Source organism: Vibrio sp. G-C-1 (genome assembly GCF_021728015.1).
GTDB lineage: Bacteria > Pseudomonadota > Gammaproteobacteria > Enterobacterales > Vibrionaceae > Vibrio > Vibrio splendidus.
Window position 1 is genome coordinate 63,925 of record NZ_JAKKCR010000002.1, and the last position, 17,772, is coordinate 81,696.

Annotated in this window: 17 protein-coding genes; 3 read left to right on the plus strand and 14 right to left on the minus strand. The window is 43.8% G+C overall.

All coding sequences use genetic code 11. From position 1 onward, the window contains the following. Positions 1-69 precede the first annotated feature (69 nt). Both L3V36_RS03450 and L3V36_RS03455 read right to left on the minus strand, forming a co-directional pair. Positions 70-621, minus strand: coding sequence for a disulfide bond formation protein B (locus tag L3V36_RS03450; RefSeq protein ID WP_102447280.1), 552 nt, complete (start codon positions 619-621; stop codon positions 70-72). A 9-nt stretch (positions 622-630) separates the two neighbouring features. Then, the gene (locus L3V36_RS03455) at positions 631-786 is read right to left on the minus strand and encodes a DUF5993 family protein (RefSeq protein ID WP_004732395.1); all 156 of its coding nucleotides are present in this window, start codon (positions 784-786) and stop codon (positions 631-633) included. A gap of 297 nt (positions 787-1,083) precedes the next feature. Here L3V36_RS03455 and L3V36_RS03460 point away from each other — a divergent pair, with 297 nt between their 5' ends. Continuing rightward, positions 1,084-3,327, plus strand: a complete 2,244-nt coding sequence (locus L3V36_RS03460) for a hypothetical protein (RefSeq protein ID WP_102447281.1) — start codon at positions 1,084-1,086, stop codon at positions 3,325-3,327. 132 nt (positions 3,328-3,459) lie between these two features. Here L3V36_RS03460 and L3V36_RS03465 read toward each other — a convergent pair whose 3' ends face one another. Next, positions 3,460-3,720: a DUF5062 family protein gene (locus tag L3V36_RS03465; protein ID WP_010431978.1), complete on the minus strand. Its 261-nt coding sequence runs from the start codon at positions 3,718-3,720 to the stop codon at positions 3,460-3,462. A 448-nt stretch (positions 3,721-4,168) separates the two neighbouring features. Between L3V36_RS03465 and L3V36_RS03470 the strand changes: the two genes are divergently transcribed. Continuing rightward, positions 4,169-4,384, plus strand: coding sequence for a hypothetical protein (locus L3V36_RS03470; RefSeq protein ID WP_029221911.1), 216 nt, complete (start codon positions 4,169-4,171; stop codon positions 4,382-4,384). 155 nt (positions 4,385-4,539) lie between these two features. Here L3V36_RS03470 and L3V36_RS03475 read toward each other — a convergent pair whose 3' ends face one another. Beyond that, positions 4,540-5,196 carry a Qnr family pentapeptide repeat protein gene (locus tag L3V36_RS03475; protein ID WP_102447282.1) on the minus strand — a complete coding sequence of 219 codons (657 nt, stop codon included), beginning with the start codon at positions 5,194-5,196 and terminating at the stop codon, positions 4,540-4,542. A 320-nt stretch (positions 5,197-5,516) separates the two neighbouring features. On the opposite strand from L3V36_RS03475, the gene L3V36_RS03480 reads away from it, so the two are divergent. After that, a complete protein-coding gene (locus L3V36_RS03480) occupies positions 5,517-6,107 on the plus strand; it encodes a TetR/AcrR family transcriptional regulator (RefSeq protein WP_102447283.1) in 591 nt (196 codons plus the stop codon). A gap of 94 nt (positions 6,108-6,201) precedes the next feature. Here L3V36_RS03480 and L3V36_RS03485 read toward each other — a convergent pair whose 3' ends face one another. The 10 genes from L3V36_RS03485 to L3V36_RS03530 form a co-directional block, all read right to left on the minus strand. Continuing rightward, complete coding sequence (locus L3V36_RS03485; RefSeq protein ID WP_102447284.1) at positions 6,202-7,449, minus strand: anaerobic sulfatase maturase; 1,248 nt, start codon at positions 7,447-7,449, stop codon at positions 6,202-6,204. 117 nt (positions 7,450-7,566) lie between these two features. Next, the gene (locus tag L3V36_RS03490; RefSeq protein WP_102447285.1) at positions 7,567-9,312 is read right to left on the minus strand and encodes an arylsulfatase; all 1,746 of its coding nucleotides are present in this window, start codon (positions 9,310-9,312) and stop codon (positions 7,567-7,569) included. Between the two features lie 108 nt (positions 9,313-9,420). Beyond that, positions 9,421-9,852 (minus strand): tetratricopeptide repeat protein, encoded by a 432-nt coding sequence (locus tag L3V36_RS03495; protein ID WP_065680910.1) that lies wholly within the window; start codon positions 9,850-9,852, stop codon positions 9,421-9,423. A gap of 207 nt (positions 9,853-10,059) precedes the next feature. Further along, the gene (locus tag L3V36_RS03500; protein WP_102447286.1) at positions 10,060-11,265 is read right to left on the minus strand and encodes an iron-containing alcohol dehydrogenase; all 1,206 of its coding nucleotides are present in this window, start codon (positions 11,263-11,265) and stop codon (positions 10,060-10,062) included. 213 nt (positions 11,266-11,478) lie between these two features. Next, a complete protein-coding gene (locus tag L3V36_RS03505) occupies positions 11,479-11,922 on the minus strand; it encodes a hypothetical protein (RefSeq protein WP_004732424.1) in 444 nt (147 codons plus the stop codon). Positions 11,923-12,007: 85 nt separating this feature from the next. Continuing rightward, complete coding sequence (locus L3V36_RS03510) at positions 12,008-13,423, minus strand: coniferyl aldehyde dehydrogenase (protein ID WP_017088814.1); 1,416 nt, start codon at positions 13,421-13,423, stop codon at positions 12,008-12,010. 276 nt (positions 13,424-13,699) lie between these two features. Beyond that, positions 13,700-14,182 carry a MarR family transcriptional regulator gene (locus L3V36_RS03515; RefSeq protein ID WP_004732429.1) on the minus strand — a complete coding sequence of 161 codons (483 nt, stop codon included), beginning with the start codon at positions 14,180-14,182 and terminating at the stop codon, positions 13,700-13,702. 362 nt (positions 14,183-14,544) lie between these two features. Then, entirely contained in the window at positions 14,545-15,759 is a 1,215-nt protein-coding gene (gene choV / locus L3V36_RS03520) for a choline ABC transporter ATP-binding protein (RefSeq protein WP_017078464.1), read from the minus strand. Positions 15,760-15,761: 2 nt separating this feature from the next. Continuing rightward, positions 15,762-16,604, minus strand: coding sequence for a choline ABC transporter permease subunit (gene choW, locus L3V36_RS03525; RefSeq protein ID WP_009845976.1), 843 nt, complete (start codon positions 16,602-16,604; stop codon positions 15,762-15,764). Between the two features lie 95 nt (positions 16,605-16,699). Beyond that, on the minus strand, positions 16,700-17,671 hold the full coding sequence (locus tag L3V36_RS03530; RefSeq protein WP_102447287.1) for a choline ABC transporter substrate-binding protein: 972 nt from the start codon (positions 17,669-17,671) through the stop codon (positions 16,700-16,702). Positions 17,672-17,772: the final 101 nt, after the last annotated feature.

Consider the following 17,772-nt stretch of genomic DNA (forward strand, 5'->3'; position numbering starts at 1 on the left):
GCCACAGCGAACGCTGTGGCTTTTCTTTTGCCAGTTGTTCTTTAATCGCTCTCTCAAAGCACCATTTTTCTAACTCGCTCCTTGATTAAGTAACCAATAGCTCACCGGGTTATCCGGACACTGATATGGCCCACACTCCACAAACGTAGCAATAGCATTCAAGGCCACCACCGCGATTGCCAGAAGACACACAATCCGCCCGAAATTACCCATCTTGTAAGGTTCATGAGATTCGGTCTTATTGGTCAGCATCAAAATAACCGACACAGCAAGAATCGTCGCCACAAACAGTACAAATGCCCATGTGTAATAGTGCATTCCCAAAATAGGACTGCCGTAGCCCGGTGTTCCGGGAATTACATGCAAGGAAACTTGTCTTAGGGAGGTTGCAACACCATATAAAGCACCAATTAGGACGATGCCATAGTGGCGAGATTGAGGCCCATAAACCACATTCAACATGAAGCCAAACGCCACCATCACAAAGCCAATACGTTGTAATAAGCATAACGGACAAGGCAACTCATTAAGAACAAACTGAAGAATAAAGCCGATCAACAAAACGGCTGTCATACCCAGCAAGCCAAGTGTATTCAAGAGAGTTAATTGATTTCGATTCATGCTAACTCCTTACAATAAGATCGATAGTGGATCGGTAGCATGATGGTTAAACCAATACAAACCTAGGATCACTGAGCTAGCGAAAAAGCCATACGCAGCGGTCTTTGTACCAAAAAAAGCACATATCATCGCTACAAGTAATAACAAAAACAGTAAAGACATCATAAGGGGCATCCCCTCCTTATTTATCGAGTTCAGTCATATTGAACATCATAAAACACCCGCACCTACTTCCTTAGTCATTCACCTTAGGTGAACCAATGGATTACGGATTTAAAATCATCAACTTAATAGTTGTTAGTAACCTCCAAACTGTCAAGTTAGAAGCTATATGCTGATATCTATTCGAGCTAACCTCCCGATGTACACCGAACCCCAATACCGTACTTTGCTACACTGACATAGCGTGAGATGCTTAATTTGGCTGATATTAAATCGCTCCCATTGTGACTAGGAAGCTTGATGAAAAAACACCGTACTCGACTACTATTGGCCCTTCCCTTCACATGCCTTGTGTCTTCAAACACCAGCTTGGCAAGCTATACCATTGTGCTACCAAGCCAACATGAGAATGGGTTCAATTTACATGGCTCCCCCTTATCAGCCAGAGAGGTGATCGATTGGGAGGTCAACAATAGTGACTTAGTGTTTGGGGCTTACGCCGATAAAAATGATAACGAAAGCGTCAGCGCGATTGGTTATATGTACAACCAAAAATTGGATCTGAATTCAGGAGAATTAGAAAACGAAATTAGAAATGCCGCAGAGCGAAATGGCATTGATTACGAAGATTTTTTCCTACATTTTTCAGAAGACACGATTCTGGCAGAGCCTGATACGAGTCACGGTTCCAATACCACTTTAAATCGCAAACCTATGATTATCGGCTATACCGCTGATGAAAAGCACGCGGGCTTTGCTCTTTATCAACCACCACCTTGGGATGCTGATGTGTTTGAATATTTCGACAAAGGTGGCGCTCTCTACGTTTATCACTCTGAAAAATTCAATCACTTAGCATTCGAATTTTCACACTTTGCACAGGGCGGAGAGTTTCAGATTGAGTATCCATCATCGATAAACATTGAGGGCAAAGTCACGGCATGGTCTAACGTCGTTGTAACGGAAGATAACACGAACAACATGACCCGAAACCAAGCCGTAAACTGGCGAGTCCCATCTAACTGGGTAAGAGCAAATACTCACGATGGAAGTGGTCAGAGTTATGGTGGGGGTCAGTATTTTGGTTCTACGTTTATTCGAGATGGCGGGCGTTTATACGTTGTTAGGGTGCGCTGGCAAGGGAACCCAAATGATATCCGCCCTCGCTTAAATCAAGTTCAATTGAAGGACTATTTCCCGAGAATCGTACTCAAAGATCTGCAGACTTCAAAGACAGATTCACAACCACCAAACGAAACCAAGCATTGGCGCAAGATCCGTGGTTTTGACCAATCAGCCGATCTCGACCAAGACAACTATTTATCACCTGTTGAATATAAAAATAGGAACAACAAATTGGCTACGGCTCGATTTCGTTGGGAGTCTCGCGTCATTCCTTTCGGCCGAATGTGGAACCAAAACTCATCATGGTCATTGGCCAACCTTGCTAACCCAGATCTACTGATGTTGATGCGAAACTACTATTCCAAACATTGGGGGCAACAGGGGCTCAATGGCGCCTACAACGACGATACCAACAAACTCCTTGGCAGCAATCAATTTGAGGTTCATTCAGGAGGAACCATTCAAGAGCTTGGTCTTGTCGTAGGGTCTAATAAAGCGGATAAGCAATACAAAACGCACTTCGCAGCCTTTCTCAAACGGTTATCAGCTAACGACGATGAGCTTTCAATTGGCCTTAATATTGGAACCGCCAACCTTTATGGCCGAAACGGGCAATCACACTTAATTGACTCAGGAAACCTGTACTTTAGGGAGCACTACTTATTCCCCTCTACAGGCTTTAGTGGTTATGCCGGATTGTCTAAGTTTTGGGATAACTCAGCGTTAGCTAACACTGATTCAAACGTTATATTCCAAGCCACTACTCGCTATGGGCGCGTTCAATACCTAGGTAACAGCCAAGATAACTGGCAACAAGATCAGTATTCAACCCTCGCTATTTATTACCTCAGTTACCAGCCACAGCATAGTTATTTTAACCAGTGGAATAGCAGTTATGTGTATGGCAGCGGCAATACTTCCGAAGAGAATTTTTGGAAGAGTGGTGTGCCGAAAAACATAGCTTACCGACCGACACAACTGCTCAAGGTCGACCTAGGCTTTCCAGCCAACCGGATTCCGAATGCATTAGAGCCCATTCCGTTGATGCTTTCGACCACACACTCAACACCCAGTGACTACACCATTGTCGGCGATTCAACCAAGCATCAAGTTGTGCATGCTGATCTGCCAAACGGTAAGGTTCAGCTGTTACCAACCTATACCTATTTTCTTTATCGTTCGGAAACAAACATCGTAGAAGGCGGCCCAGAAGAGATGGTGCTCGCAAGAGAGTTTGAGCATGGGCGCGTACTTTATCGAACCGATTTTTATGGTAAAAATCGTGACTTCTATTCGGCACCGAAACTCAGTATTCCATTAAACAAGCCAATGAGGCCCGTCGATATGAATGGCAAGGTTGGTGAGTATGTGAAAGAAGTTAAGCTTGGGGGGTATCAAGGACTATTTCTGCTTTATTGAATCCACTAAAACTAAAAATGACGTATCCAAAAACAAAAAACCTAACGAGATCTCGCTAGGTTTCTTATCTAACATATCGGTGAATAATGAACTCAGATGAAACGAGATCAGAAATATTCACTTGGAAAAGGTTTACTTCAGGGGGTCATTATCAGGCAATGCCTTGTGTATCCATAGCGCCAGACGCTTTTTAATGTTTGCCCCATCAAGCTTACTTTCTGGTAACGGCGTGATCTGATTTACTTCAACAAGGAACAAATACACCGCTTTAACCTTTATTGGTTGAGATGAATGTGGCAAATCAAAACCTTGTAGTTTTGCCATCTTAAAACCGACCTCAACTGCTTTTTTTACCAGCTTATCTTCATTAATGATCTTCGCGGTTTTCGACATTTCATCTTCACTATCTTTATAGAATAAGCGTTGAGTATATCAAACAGAAAAATTCGAAAGATTACTTCGTTCTCAGTTTGAGGGGTCGCTTTGATAAATAACAAAAAGGGATAACAGGTTAGAAACCTGCTTGTAGCTTGCATGACATTTATAAGAGGAATAGGAGTAAGCAACCAGCCTCTTAATAGAAGGCTCAATAAATGAGACATTCAGTCAAGAAAGTGAAAATCGAATAATATTTGACTTACTATTCTAAAGAATACGGAATACTATGGTTGTCATTTAGATGCGAAAAATTCTATAAAATACAAATAAATCTCTGTTATTTAATCAGTTTTATACTAGAACGACCTAGATCATATTTACAGTCACCTGCAATCAAAACTTATTTACAAAACACTCATTAAGAAAATAGAATAAAACCACTAATTTTATACTGGTGTTAAAAATGCGTTACCTATGGGCTTCATTTTGTCATAAGAATCCAATCGTCGGACGAATCGTTCATATCCTTGTTATGCTAGTAGCATTAGCCTCTATCGTTATCCCATTGATGTCAAAAGATGCAACAACAATCTTAGTCTCACTGGGTATTGCTCTAGTATGTTTTGTGCTGTTTGTCTTCTTTGCGCTTGCCGATAAAATGCGCTCAGGTATGCACTAATCAGCTTAATATTCGCCAAGCATTCTCTTTTCTAAACTTCATTATAAAATGCATGCGACCAAATACGGAAAAGCCCAAAGTTATTAGCTTTGGGCTTTTCTTCTATAGCGAAATCTTACATATTCCAAATAGCCTGCCGTTGGAAATTACGGCTATCAATCAGGCATGACCACAATACCCATGGTTTCAAGCAGTTGCTCTTGCTGCCACGCAACAATTTTGATTCCTGTTGTATCCACTTTTCTTGGGTCCAACCCTTCTAATTCTGCATGGCATAAATTAGCACCTTGCATACTAAATTGCCCCCATACGTCTTCCGAAAACACACCTCGGCTGAGATCAGACTCTTTCAGAGACGCCCCACCAAGATAAGTGCCTATCCAACGGTTCTCAAATAGCTCGCACTTCTCTAAACAAGCCTGTTCAAAATTAGCGTAAGACAGGTTGCAACCCGTGATGTATGCCGAGCAAAAATACATTCTATTGCTGACCTGATTGGCAAAGTTAGCACGAGTGAAGTTAGCCCCTTTCAAGTCGCATTCACGTAACTCAATACCATAGCAATTCGCGTTACTGAAATTCGCCATCGCCAACTGGCAATTCTGAAAGCTTGCATCTCGTAAGTCGGCAATATCAAAGTGGCATCCCTCAATATCGCCTTGTTCAATAAACTTACAGTTAATAAACGTTGCGTCACGTAAGTTCGAACGTCTGAAATCACAACGGATAAACGTACAGGCTGTAAATGTAAGCTCTGATAAGTCTTGCTGAGCAAAATTGTGGTGATGATAAGTGCTGTTATTGGTGTCCATTTAGCCCCCTAAAGAAATTACGCTAAGACTATCATTGCGATCTCAAGAAAACACTAAATTAAAAACCAATAAAAACAGCAACTTAAAACACCCCAATTTAGCCATTTTAAGGCACCAAACAAGCCCTTTAAGGTTGTTATTTTCGATTTATAGGATGTGCTTATCTTGAAAAAAGTTTTGTCGCTTAGAAGTACCAATAAGAGAAAAAGTTACTTTGACGAAACGAGTCAATTATTGACCGCGTCCTAACGCGCTAGACTGGACGGTTGGTATGTTGCTGGTTACACTATTCCTCATTCTCAGCATAAAGAGTAAGAACAATGAAAGACATGCGACAAGCTATGCTCGATGCAGGGTTTAGCCTTATTAATGAACACGGGTTTGCTGGTGTTGGCCTGATGAAAATCATCAACCAAGCGGAAGGCACGAAGGGTTCTTTTTACCACTACTTTAAATCCAAAGAACACTTTGGTGAGATCCTTCTTACTAACTACTTTGATGAGCATCTCGCTAAGCTGGATGACTTTTTAAGTGATGAGTCGCTTTCTCGTCGTGATCGCGTTAAAGCCTATTTCGAGTTTTGGTGTGCATCGAAACTGACTGAAGATTTCAATATCCAATGTCTAGTCGTAAAACTGGCGGGAGAGGTAGCTGGATCTGCTAACCCGTTGCAATCGACCATGGCAGAAGGCGCTGAAAAGATCATCCTGCGTATGGCAAAGCTGTTTGAAGAAGGTAATGCCGATGGTAATTTCACTATCGCAGAGCCAGAATCGCTATCTCGAACGCTTTATGGTTTATGGCTTGGCTCAACGCTCATGGCCGCTATGCAGCGTAACCGTTCGATTCTAAACAATGCCATGGATGAAACCATTCTTGCCATGAGACCAGCACAAGAATCAGCTGACTAGATCCCCCCGTAACCAAATACCAAAAGGCTCGCACAATTTAGCGAGCCTTTTATCTAACTTTAAATCTAGATTGAATCCATTCACGCCTACTCCATTACCCCAGACGAGACGCAATATTATTAGCTTTGAGTAGGCCCTTAATAATAGGGTCGACATGCTTGAAGAAGCTCAGCCATCCTTCACAGAGATAATTTAACCCAGCCTCACCATCTCGGCTTTTGATGATGCGGTTTTTTGGGCACTCGCCATGGCATGCAAATTTAAACTCACAGGTTTGGCATTGTTTCGGCAGAGATTTCTGTTTGGCGAACCCAAAACTCTGCTGCTTTGGCGAAAAGGCTAAAGTTGAAAGTGCTTGTTCCTGAATATTACCCAGCTGAAATTCAGGAAAGACATAATGATCACATGAGTACACATCGCCATTGGGCTCAACTGCTAACCCTTTGCCGCAGATCTCACTCAGCGTGCACATGGTGCTTTCTCTGCCCATCCATACACCGACAAAATTTTCAAAGTACGGCACTAACACCCGACCAAAATCATGTTCGAACCATTCGTCAAAAATGGTAGTGAGGAATTGTCCCCATTGCGCAGAACCGACACTCCACGGTTCAACCTCGCCTGATACGGGAATGATCGCTTGTTGGTTGCTCAACCATTTATTGTTGGTGTGAGCTTCGCGCTTATCGACCACAGGTATAAACTGCAATTGCTTCGAACCCACTTCATCGCGTAGAAAGCGATAGACCTCTAATGGATACTTTCCTGTCACATCATTCACGCAGCTTAGAGTCGCGAACTCGACGTTATGTTGTTTCAAGTAGCGAATGCCACGCATTGTTTGAGAAAAAGTGCCTTTGCCTGCACGGTTAGTTCGGTAGTGATTATGTAGGTGCTCTGGTCCATCAATACTGACGCCGATGATAAAGTCATTGTTCTTGAAGAACTCGCACCACGCATCATTCAATAACGTGCCGTTGGTTTGAAGGTCATTGCTGATCTTGCTGTAACTAGGACAATATTTTTTCTGCAGCTCAACGACCTTTTTAAAGTACTCAAGCCCCAACAAGGTAGGCTCTCCACCATGCCAAGAAAAGATGATTTCAGGCGTATTCTGCCCTTCTATATATTGCTTGATATAACGCTCTAACAGGACTTCATCCATCGTATATTGAGAGCCTTTTGGGTATTCAAGCAGCTGCTGTTTCTCTAGGTAATAACAGTAGGTGCAACTGATATTACACACCGCCCCAATCGGTTTTGCTAGCGCTTGAAGCTTACTGTGTGCTTTGCCATTGAACTGCGGAATTGAACTCAAATTTGATAGCGATAATGTCGTCATGAAGAGTGCCTCGATGTAAAAGTTATTGTATTAGCTAAAACAATTCGTAATTCCTTTACACGGTGTTCATCGGCCAACCAAGCTTGATGGCATTAGGTTGGCCGAGTGGTTTTTCCTCTATTTCACGTTTTCAAACGGGTTCCACGCTTCGTCAACCGGGACGATATTTTGCGCTTTTTCGTATTCTTGATATTCAGCGACCATTTCAAGGAACAGATCTGGCATTTGGTTTCTCAAGTCATGTTGCTCAGCTGGATCTTTCTTGGTGTTGTATAAGTGCCACTCACTGTCGCCGCCCATTCCCGTAGAAATTCGGATGATCTTATGATCACCTTTAAGCAGAATTCCGCTACCAAACAATTCAAATGGAATCGCATTGTTGGCACTGTGCACGTCTGCAGTTTCCCCTTTGAAGTAAGGCAACAAGCTCACACCACTCATCGGCGCCACTTCTCGACCTTGATATTCGGTTCCTGGATGATCAACCTCTGCAATCTCAAGAATCGTGGCTGCAATGTCCTTCACTTGGGATAAGTCGTCTGTCTGAGTACCCGGTTGCAACGCATCTTCACCGTCTAAAAGTGCTTTGGCTGGCTTAACGATAAATGGCACACGGATACCACCCTCTGCTGTGTAAGCTTTGTACCAAGATAGGCCACCGGTTGAAGCGCTTGCCCACTCAGGTCCAAGTGACACACTGGAGTTCGCCTTACCCAAATTTTCAGTCGAATTATCGAAATGATGAGCAGTCCATGTTCGGATCAAATCACTGATATTTTCACCGGTAATATCCGCCGCTTCTGGGCCGTTATCCGCTAGGTACATGATGTAAGTATTATCGTATTCCCCGATTTCTTTCAGGTAATCGACTATCTGACCGACTTGTTGGTCCTGCATTTCCATCATGCCCATCGCGACAGCCATTTTCTTGCCGTACCACTTTTGTTCTTTTTCAGAGAGCGAGTCCCAAGGGCGGCTTAATGCGTTACGATCTGAAATATCGGCGTCTTTTGGAATCACGCCCATCTCTTTCATGCGTTGGAAACGATCTTCTCGAACCGAGTCCCAACCATGTTCAACGTAGTAATCGACTTTATCTTGATAAGCAGACTCAGGCGCTTGCAGTGGTAGATGAATACCGGTGAATGGGACGTAGGCAAAGAAAGGCTTGCCGTCGTCTTTCTTGCTGTCGATCATCTTGATGATCTCGTTGGTGTAAACTTGGTCTGAGTACTCGCCTTTGTACTTATCCTCAACCACTTCACCGTTGCGGTAAGTTGGCTCAACTTCAACACCGGGAATATCCCCTTTTTGCAGCGCATCCGCTGTCGCGGCATTTTTGGCCGGGAACATCATATCTCGATTAAAGTGATTAGAGCCGCCCGCTAATATACCGTAACTCTCTTCAAAACCTCGATCGTCAGGTAAGAAGCCATCCTCGTGCCCCAAGTGCCATTTACCAGAGAGGTAAGTGTTATAGCCACTCTCTTTAAGCAGCGTTGCGACCGTAACCCCTTTCTTGGTGAGGTAACCTTCATAACCCGGCTTACCAATCGCGCCCGGATAGACGGCATAGTCGAAGGTGCCTAGACCAACCTCGTGACTGTTTGCTCCGGTTAACATCATAGAGCGCGTTACCGATGAGGTTGGTGACGCGTGAAAGTTAGTAAACTTAACCCCCTCTTCAGCCAGCGCCATTAGGTTTGGTGTATTGGCTTCTGAGCCATAAGGCTGAGTATCGGCAAAGCCCACATCATCGCCAACAATGACAACAATATTCGGTTTTTCTGATTCAGCCGCAAGAGCAGCACTGCTTGCCGCAGCCATTGCAGTGAAGACTAAAGATTTCTTGAATGTCTGCATAAGACGTTCTCCAATTTCTGTGATTAACTTGTTTCAGTAATTAACTTTTCTGTTAGTAACTTTTTCTGTGATTAACCTTTCTGTGATTAACCCGAGTTAGGATTTGAATTAATGCGCGGCTTGCGACATCCAATGTAATAAGTCGAGCGCAGGGTCATACTCTTGAGCTGCTGCCATGCCAATCCAGGTGACAGCTTCCGCTTGGCTGGCTTGAACGCCACTTCCAGAGATATACATCAACCCAAGCTGTGTTTGAGCTTCAGGGCTACCGTTATTGGCTGCGGTGACAAACCACTCCGCGGCTTTTTCATCATTCTGTTCTACGCCATCTCCGCTCAGATATAAGTAAGCGACAGAGAGCTGGGCTTCCAATTGCCCTTGGTAAGCTTCATCCAACAGTTGCACGACGTCTTGATGCTGCTGCGATTGATCCATGGTGGCTTCATTCTCAAAGCTCTCGCTTCCAAAGCTTGCCTTGGCAAAAAACAGAACAACCAAAACACCCGCCAAAATCACGGTAGTTAAACGTTTATTGAGCATTTATTTCCTCCTCGGGAATAAAGGTCACGACGTCCCTGTTGAATGAATTAGGTGAAAAGTAGGAATGGCGCGATGATGCACAAGCTTGATAGCAATACGTTTTCAATTTTCATAATTGGCTCTCGAGTAATGATTGTTGAGTGAATCAGGGAGTGAATCATCGACTGAATTAAATGGTCATAACATTCAGTCGATTAAGACAGAGACTTAAATCGCTTTCTCTATGATGGTTTCAATCGTCTGTTTCGAGATTGGGTAGAACTGAAAACAGATGTCTTTTTCAATCGCTTCTGCAATGTTGCTCTTCTCTTGCTCATCAAAGTCCCAGCTGCTGAAACGCTTCATCGCACCGACACTGGTTTGGAAGTTGTTTAAGAAATCCAACACTCGTTGGTAAATCATCTCGTCGGTTCCGGTAGTATCGACAGAGAAAGCTTGAGCTAACTTCGCCGCATTCGGCATATAGAATTCAGGCAGCGCTTCAATCACAACCGGCATCAGCACCGTGTTGGCATCGCCATGTGGAATGTGGCTAATCGCACCAAAGGCATGAGCACAGTTGTGAATCGGAATACCGCCCAAAGACGAATAAAATGCAGAGATCGCCATGGTGCTTGCTTGAAGAAGATTGCCACGTGCGGTTAGGTTTTCTGGCTCTTTCAATGCCAAGGGTAAGTTTTCAATAATCAGTTTTGCTGCCTGAATGCCGTAAGCGTCAGTGAATGCATTACTCATCGGTGACACAATCGCTTCAACAGCGTGTGTTAACGCATCCATGGCTGTAGAACGAGTAAGGTGAGCAGGCAGCTTAGTGGTCACCGTTGGATCAAGGATCGCGATATCGGCTTCCAATCCAGACGCGACTAGACTTGCTTTGATGTTTTCATGTTCATTGTAAAAAACAGCAATCGGAGAGGCTTCTGCGCCCGTACCAGCCGTTGTCGGAACCGCAATGTGGGGCACTCGAATATCTTCATTGTTTGGCCACACATCCATATGACCGCCACCCGCAATCACGGTGCGAATGTCATCTATCTTCTTATGAAATGCGTATTTCACACCTTTAGAAGCATCAATTACGCTGCCGCCGCCAACAGACAAGATCGCATCAGCATTGACGCTGTTTGCAAACTCAATTGCTGCGTTGATGTTGTCGCAAGTCGCGTCTGGCGCGATATCGGTGTACACACCAACAAGCTGAACCGCTTGTTCATTACCTGGCTGGTTCACCTTTTCGTTTACAAACAACGCCGAGAACTGCTCAACAAAACCAAGAGACTCCAAGCCTTTATCAGAAAAGAGCACGACTCTTTGCGCACCTAAGCGACCAAAAAGAGAAGGGATATTTTCAATGCCATTCTCTTGAGCATGAACAATGGTTTTAAGTTGAAAGTTAAAATTATTGGTTGTCATGATATTTACCTCATTTCTAGTTGATGACTAAACAATAACCAATACAAACCGGTCGGTCTAGAGTGTTAATGTCAAAGATATGTCAATTAAGATCTTTATGGATCATTGCCCCAAAACGAAAAAAGCCCGCAAATGCGGGCTGTAGTGATAAGTAAGCTAGTGAGTGATCATTGAATAAGTGTCATTGATTCACCATGAGCAACTCATTAACTATTAACGAAGATGAGCTGGCACCTTGCTTTTGTCTCTAGTGAGGTAGTAATACAGGTAAACTAAAGAGTAGACAGTCACAAATCCATCGAGCGCAAATACACCGCTCCAACCATAAAACCACTCATAATCGTTGATACACACGTTGTATAAGAATATGCCCACAAACATCGACTTCTCAAATGCACTGTAAATCATGGTCGAAGTACGCAGCGATTTGTACTTCGCCGAGAACATCAACAACACACCAATACAGCCAACCATGACTCCCCAGTGTTGATAGGTACCCATAAGATACTCTTTGTTCACCATCATCGTATCGTTGTACGAGAACAGCGTTTGCATACTCCAATCAGGCGCAAGGAAAGTAGAGAAAGCGGTTGCGGTTAAGAATCCTGTAACCATCAAATACGCTTTCATCGTTCGTTCAAAAAATCGTTCTAACATAAAAATAACCTCTTAAAATAACGTCGTAAAAATAATTTCTTATAAATAACTTCTTGTAGATAAATTGAGTAATGACAGAAATGATTTACTTGCCAAGCATGCTCATCACTGCGGTCTTTAATTCGTTGTCTTCTTTTGAAAACAGATGCTTAACTCGATGATCTAAGCCTGTTTCCAAGACGGTTTTGGCATGGGAGAAAGTAAGGAAACCTTCTTTGCCGTGATAGTTGCCCTGACCAGATTCACCAATGCCACCAAACGGCGCGTCATCAACCGCTAAATGGAAAACACAGTCATTGATACACATTCCGCCGGAATGAACTTGGTGTTTAACCTGAGCTTGTAAGCTCAAATCAAAGCTCATTAGATAGAGCGCTAACGGCCTTGGTTTGCTATTGATGACTTGGAACGCCTCTTCGATATTGCGATACGTAATCAAGGGTAATAGTGGGCCGAAAATCTCTTCGTTCATCACCTTGGATGACAGGCTTGGTTCAACAATTAGGTGCGTCACCAGTCGTTGGCAATCTAAGTCCATCGCTTCGTCATGGCAAGCGACGGTTCGCGTTCCTGCTTGTTGCTCTTCATTCAACAAGCCGACAATACGATCGCATTGACGAGGATTGATTAGGGACGTCAAACTCTCGGAATACACCCCTTCATCGAACAGCAATTGGTACTGTTTTTTATACTCTTGAATGAAAGATTCAACTTTCCCTTCAGGTAGCAATACATAGTCAGGAGCCACACACACCTGCCCGTTATTGAGGCTCTTACCATAAATGATTCGCTCAACCGCGATATCAATTGGCATGTCTTCTGCAACGATAACCGGTGACTTACCGCCTAGCTCTAGCGTGACTGGAGTTAGCGTGTCAGCCGCTGACCTCATCACTTGGCGACCTACTTGGGTTGACCCCGTAAACAAAAGATGATCAAACGGCAACGCCGAAAATGCGGCTGCGATTTCTACCTCACCTTCAACCAAGCACACCTCATCGGATTGGAAGACTTCCGCCAATAGCGCTCTTAATACTTGGTTCGTCGCTGGGGTAAATTCACTCATCTTGATCATGGCGCGATTGCCCGCAGCCAACGCCGAAATAAGCGGGCCGACGGATAACATGATCGGGAAGTTCCACGGAGCAATGATCCCGACAACGCCTTTGGGTTGATAAACCACTTCAACACGAGAGGTTGAAAGCAAAGGGCCGGAATGACGAATCGAAGAAGTCGACCAATGAGGTAAACACTCAATGCTGTGATCAATATTTCCGATGCAAGGCAATATGTCGGCCATCAAAGTGTCTTGTCGACTGCGGTGACCATAGTCCTCACTCACGGCTGAACACAAACGATCTGTGTAGTCGATAAGCGCAGATTTAAGTGCAAGCAACTGCTCAATTCTCACCGATACCGCTGGCATCGGGTTCTGTGCAAAAGCTCCCTGCATGTTGTTCAACGTCATGGTCATTTGTGTTGGCGTCAATTCGTATTTCATACATCACCTCGTGGTTAAGATGAGCACACAATAATACAAATCAGACCGGTCGGTCTACATCTTTATTGTCAGAGAATCGTCAGTGCATTTTTGAATACAAATAAATAGGGTGATTACAACGTAGGGTTAAAACCCAGGGAGATTTAAAATAGAAGAGCGTAACGAGCAGGCAGTATAACGAGAAATCTCACATGGTGAGATCAAAAATGGCCGCTTAATGCGACCATTTGATAACTCTTTAAGTTTTTGTTTTAAATAGATAATTTAAAACTAACGTTAGCTTTTGGCTACGTTTGCAATGCCTTCAAGCTGAAGCACTGGAGCAGCGTCGATGTCTTCTGCGTTCATCATTGCTGATACACGCTGCATCGAAGAAAGCAGTAAGCTTTGCTCCCACGTCTCTAGGTTTTGGAATTTTTTCACGAAGTTATCTTGCAGCGGCGGTGGCGCATTGTTTAGCAACTCTTGACCTTTTTCAGTCAGGTTCGCGTGTACTTTGCGGCGGTCCGATGAACTGCGTACTCGTTGTACATAGCCATTTAACTCAAGACGGTCGATGATCGTCGTCGTCGTTGCTTGGCTTACATTGGTCTGATTAGACAATTCTTTGATCGTCACATTACCCATTTCTTGGATTGCTCTCATTAAGATTAATTGAGGGCCAGTCAAACCATACTCTTTACTCAGCTTCTTCGAGTGTAAATCGATAGCGCGAATAATTTGGCGAATAGCGACCAGGATTTCGTCATGTTTGTCCAAGATGCAGACCTTTGTACTAATATACTGTGAATGGTTTTACAGCGTCGAAGCGATGAAATGTCTCGAGTGATTACGTCACGCGCGCTCGAATTACACTGTAAATTGATAAATTACTTCATTGATTTTTCCGCATTGTACTGATGTTCATACTATTCTCAATCTTTTCTATACCACTAAACTTGCGTGGTACGGCACTTTTGCTTAATGAAGGGGGAATGAAAGCTTCAATGAAGACAAAAATAATGAACCAGAGAATACAAACTCAAAGAATAATATATTTTAATAATCATAGAGGTAGAGAGATTTAATCCTCTCCACCCAATAAAAAACCAGCCTCAATAGCTAAGCTGAAAAACGAAATTTTACGCAGCGGTATTCATCTGAAAGTTACCCGTTAGCGCGTTGTAAAACTCGCTGTTATCCAAAATCCCTACCAATTGATTATTTTCAACCAACAGAATTGGGTGGTTACTGATCTGCTTAAGCTTAATCGCATCACGCATACCAATCTCCGGGCTTGTCACTACCACACTAGACGCGTTAATCGCGGTTAGGTCGTCAGACTCGCTCCACTCAACAAGCGCCAAGGTAGATTCACCTTTCACCGATAAAGCACCTTCATTCTGTTCAATCCAGAGATCTTTAGAATCGCAGATCTTCCAGCTTTCATTCTCTTGCGTCAGTGAATCAAGAGGCTGCATTAAAGAACGACCTTTAAGCACATTCAATGGATTGGTGTGAGCAACGAAGTCTTTTACGTATTCGGTTTTTGGCGTCAGTACGATCTCTTCAGGCTTACCGTGTTGAATCAGTTTGCCTGACTCCATGATCGCAATGTTATTACCAATCTTCAGCGCTTCGTCTAAATCATGACTCACGAACAAAATCGTTTTGTTAAGCTTGTTTTGCAATAAAATTAGCTCATCTTGCAACTGCGCACGAATCAGCGGATCAAGCGCTGAAAACGGTTCATCCATAAGAAGAATGTCGGTATCCATCGCAAAGGCACGCGCTAGACCAACACGTTGCTGCATACCGCCAGAAAGCTCATGCGGATACTTGGTTTCCCACTCTGCCAAACCCACCATTTCAAGTTGTTCACGCGCTTTAGCACGACGAACATCTTTGGCTACGCCTTGCATTTCTAGACCAAACGCCACGTTATCTAACACGTTTAACCAAGGCATTAGGGCAAATTTTTGGAACACCATAGAAACGCGGTGAGTACGAAGATGACGCAAGGTCGCTTCGTCGCACTGTTCACCTAAATCAACCTGCTTGTCTCCATCTTTGATCGCCAATGAGCCACGGCTGATCTCATTCAGGCCGTTAACTGCGCGAAGCAAAGATGATTTACCAGAACCAGACAACCCCATCAACACACAGATCTCGCCTTCTTCAACCGTCAGCGACACATTATCTACGCCGACAACTTGACCAGTTTCATCAATGATCTCTTGGCGAGTTTTACCTTGGTCGAGTAGCTCAAGCGCTTGTTTCGATTTATTACCAAACACAACATCGAGATTCTTAATGGTAATCGCGTCCATTGTCTTTTTTTCCTGAGAGTTAGACATGATTAAGCTTCCTTCTGGTTTGGTGTTTTGCACAAGCGGTCAAGGATGATTGCGACTAATACAATCGCTAATCCAGCTTCAAAACCTTGTGAGATGTTCACTGTGTTCAATGCACGAACAACAGGTTTACCAAGTCCGTCAGCACCGACAAGAGCGGCGATAACCACCATCGAAAGCGACAACATAATGCATTGGGTTACACCCGCCATGATGCTTGGTAGAGCCGCCGGTAATTCGACCTTCATCAGCAATTTCATGCGGCTGGCACCAAACGCTTTACCCGCTTCAATCAACTCTTCAGGCACTTTAGTGACGCCTAAGTAGGTTAAACGAATCGGTGCAGCTATCGCGAAAATAATGGTAGAGATTAAGCCAGGAACAATACCCAAGCCGAATAGAACCAAAGTTGGAATCAGATAAACGAAAGTTGGGACTGTCTGCATCAAATCAAGGATTGGACGCAAAACTGTATAGAGCCAAGGACGGTGAGCAGCCATGATGCCAACCGGTACGCCAATTAATACGGAAATCGTTGTCGCCGCAAAGACGAGAACAAAGGTTTCCAGCATTTCTTGCCAGTAGCCGAGGTTAAGAATAGTCAGCAGTGCTGCGACCACAAAGATCACCAGCGAAGGTTTACGGTGTAAGTACCATGCAATCGCAGCAGTCATCACGATTGGCAGTGCAGGCGGCATCCACTTAAATACATCGACTAAAAACATAATGACGGTTTCTAGAAAAATCGAAATAGCATCAAAAAAGCCTGCTGCATTGATTGTTAGCCAATCAACACCCGCTTCCATCCATTGTCCGACAGGGATTTTGTTTTCCGTAATAAAATTCACAATATTGCCTTTTATTATGGGTGGGCTACTTCAAACCAATCGATAAATTGGCAAGCCCACCTTTATTATTTATGTAGCTGTTGAGATAGGTCGAACTAAGCTTTAACTTGCTTTAGGTATTCAGTGACGGCTTGAGTCGCTGATTCACCTTTATGCGTTTTTACATTGTCTAACCAAGCTTCCACTTGTTGAGGGTTCTTGTTCAACCATTGTTGAGCTGCTTTTTCTGGCTTCACTTTTTGGTTAAGAATCTCTTCCATCAACTGGTTTTCCATCTCAAGAGTGAATTCTAGGTTTTGTAGAAGTTGACCGACGTTTGCACACTCAGACAGGTAGTTTAAACGAACGTTGGTGTAAACATTCGCGCCGCCGTAGTTAGGGCCAAAGAAGTCGTCACCACCTGATAGGTATTCCATTTCAACATTGCTGTTCATTGGGTGCGGAGCCCAACCAAGGTAAACAATCCATTGGCTACGACGTGCTGCACGTGATACTTGAGACACCATGCCCGCTTCACTTGATTCCACTAGGCTGAAATCTTTCAAGCCAAACGCGTCAGAATCAATCATTGATTGGATTAAGCGGTTACCGTCGTTACCCGGCTCGATGCCGTAGATGCGGTCTTTAAATTTGTCGGCATGTTTTGCTAGGTCTGCGAAGCTTTTTACGCCAGAGTCGTACACATATTTTGGTACAGCTAGTGTGTATTTTGCGCCTTCAAGGTTGGCACGAACGGTTTCAACCGTGCCCGCTTCACGGTACTTAGCAATATCGCCTTCCATGGTTGGCATCCAGTTACCTAGGAATACATCAATATCGCCGTTCGCCATTGAAGAGTAAGTCACCGGTACTGAAAGTAGGTCGGTTTTGGTTTTGTAACCAAGGCCTTTTAATAGTTCAGAAGTAACGGCGGTTGTTGCGGTAATGTCAGTCCAGCCTACATCAGCGAAGCGAACGTTTTCACATTGCTGTGGTTCAATAGAAGCGTTAGCACCAAATGCAAATGAACTAATGGCTAGTGCTGTTAACGTTTTCGTGGTCATGTTCTGAATATTTAGAGTCGTCATAATGGTTCCTTTTTATCTTTCCTTTTTCTGCTCGATATCAACACCGATAGGGAGCAGTTCTTCTGACTTTTGACTTTTGACTTTTGACTTTTGACTAATTT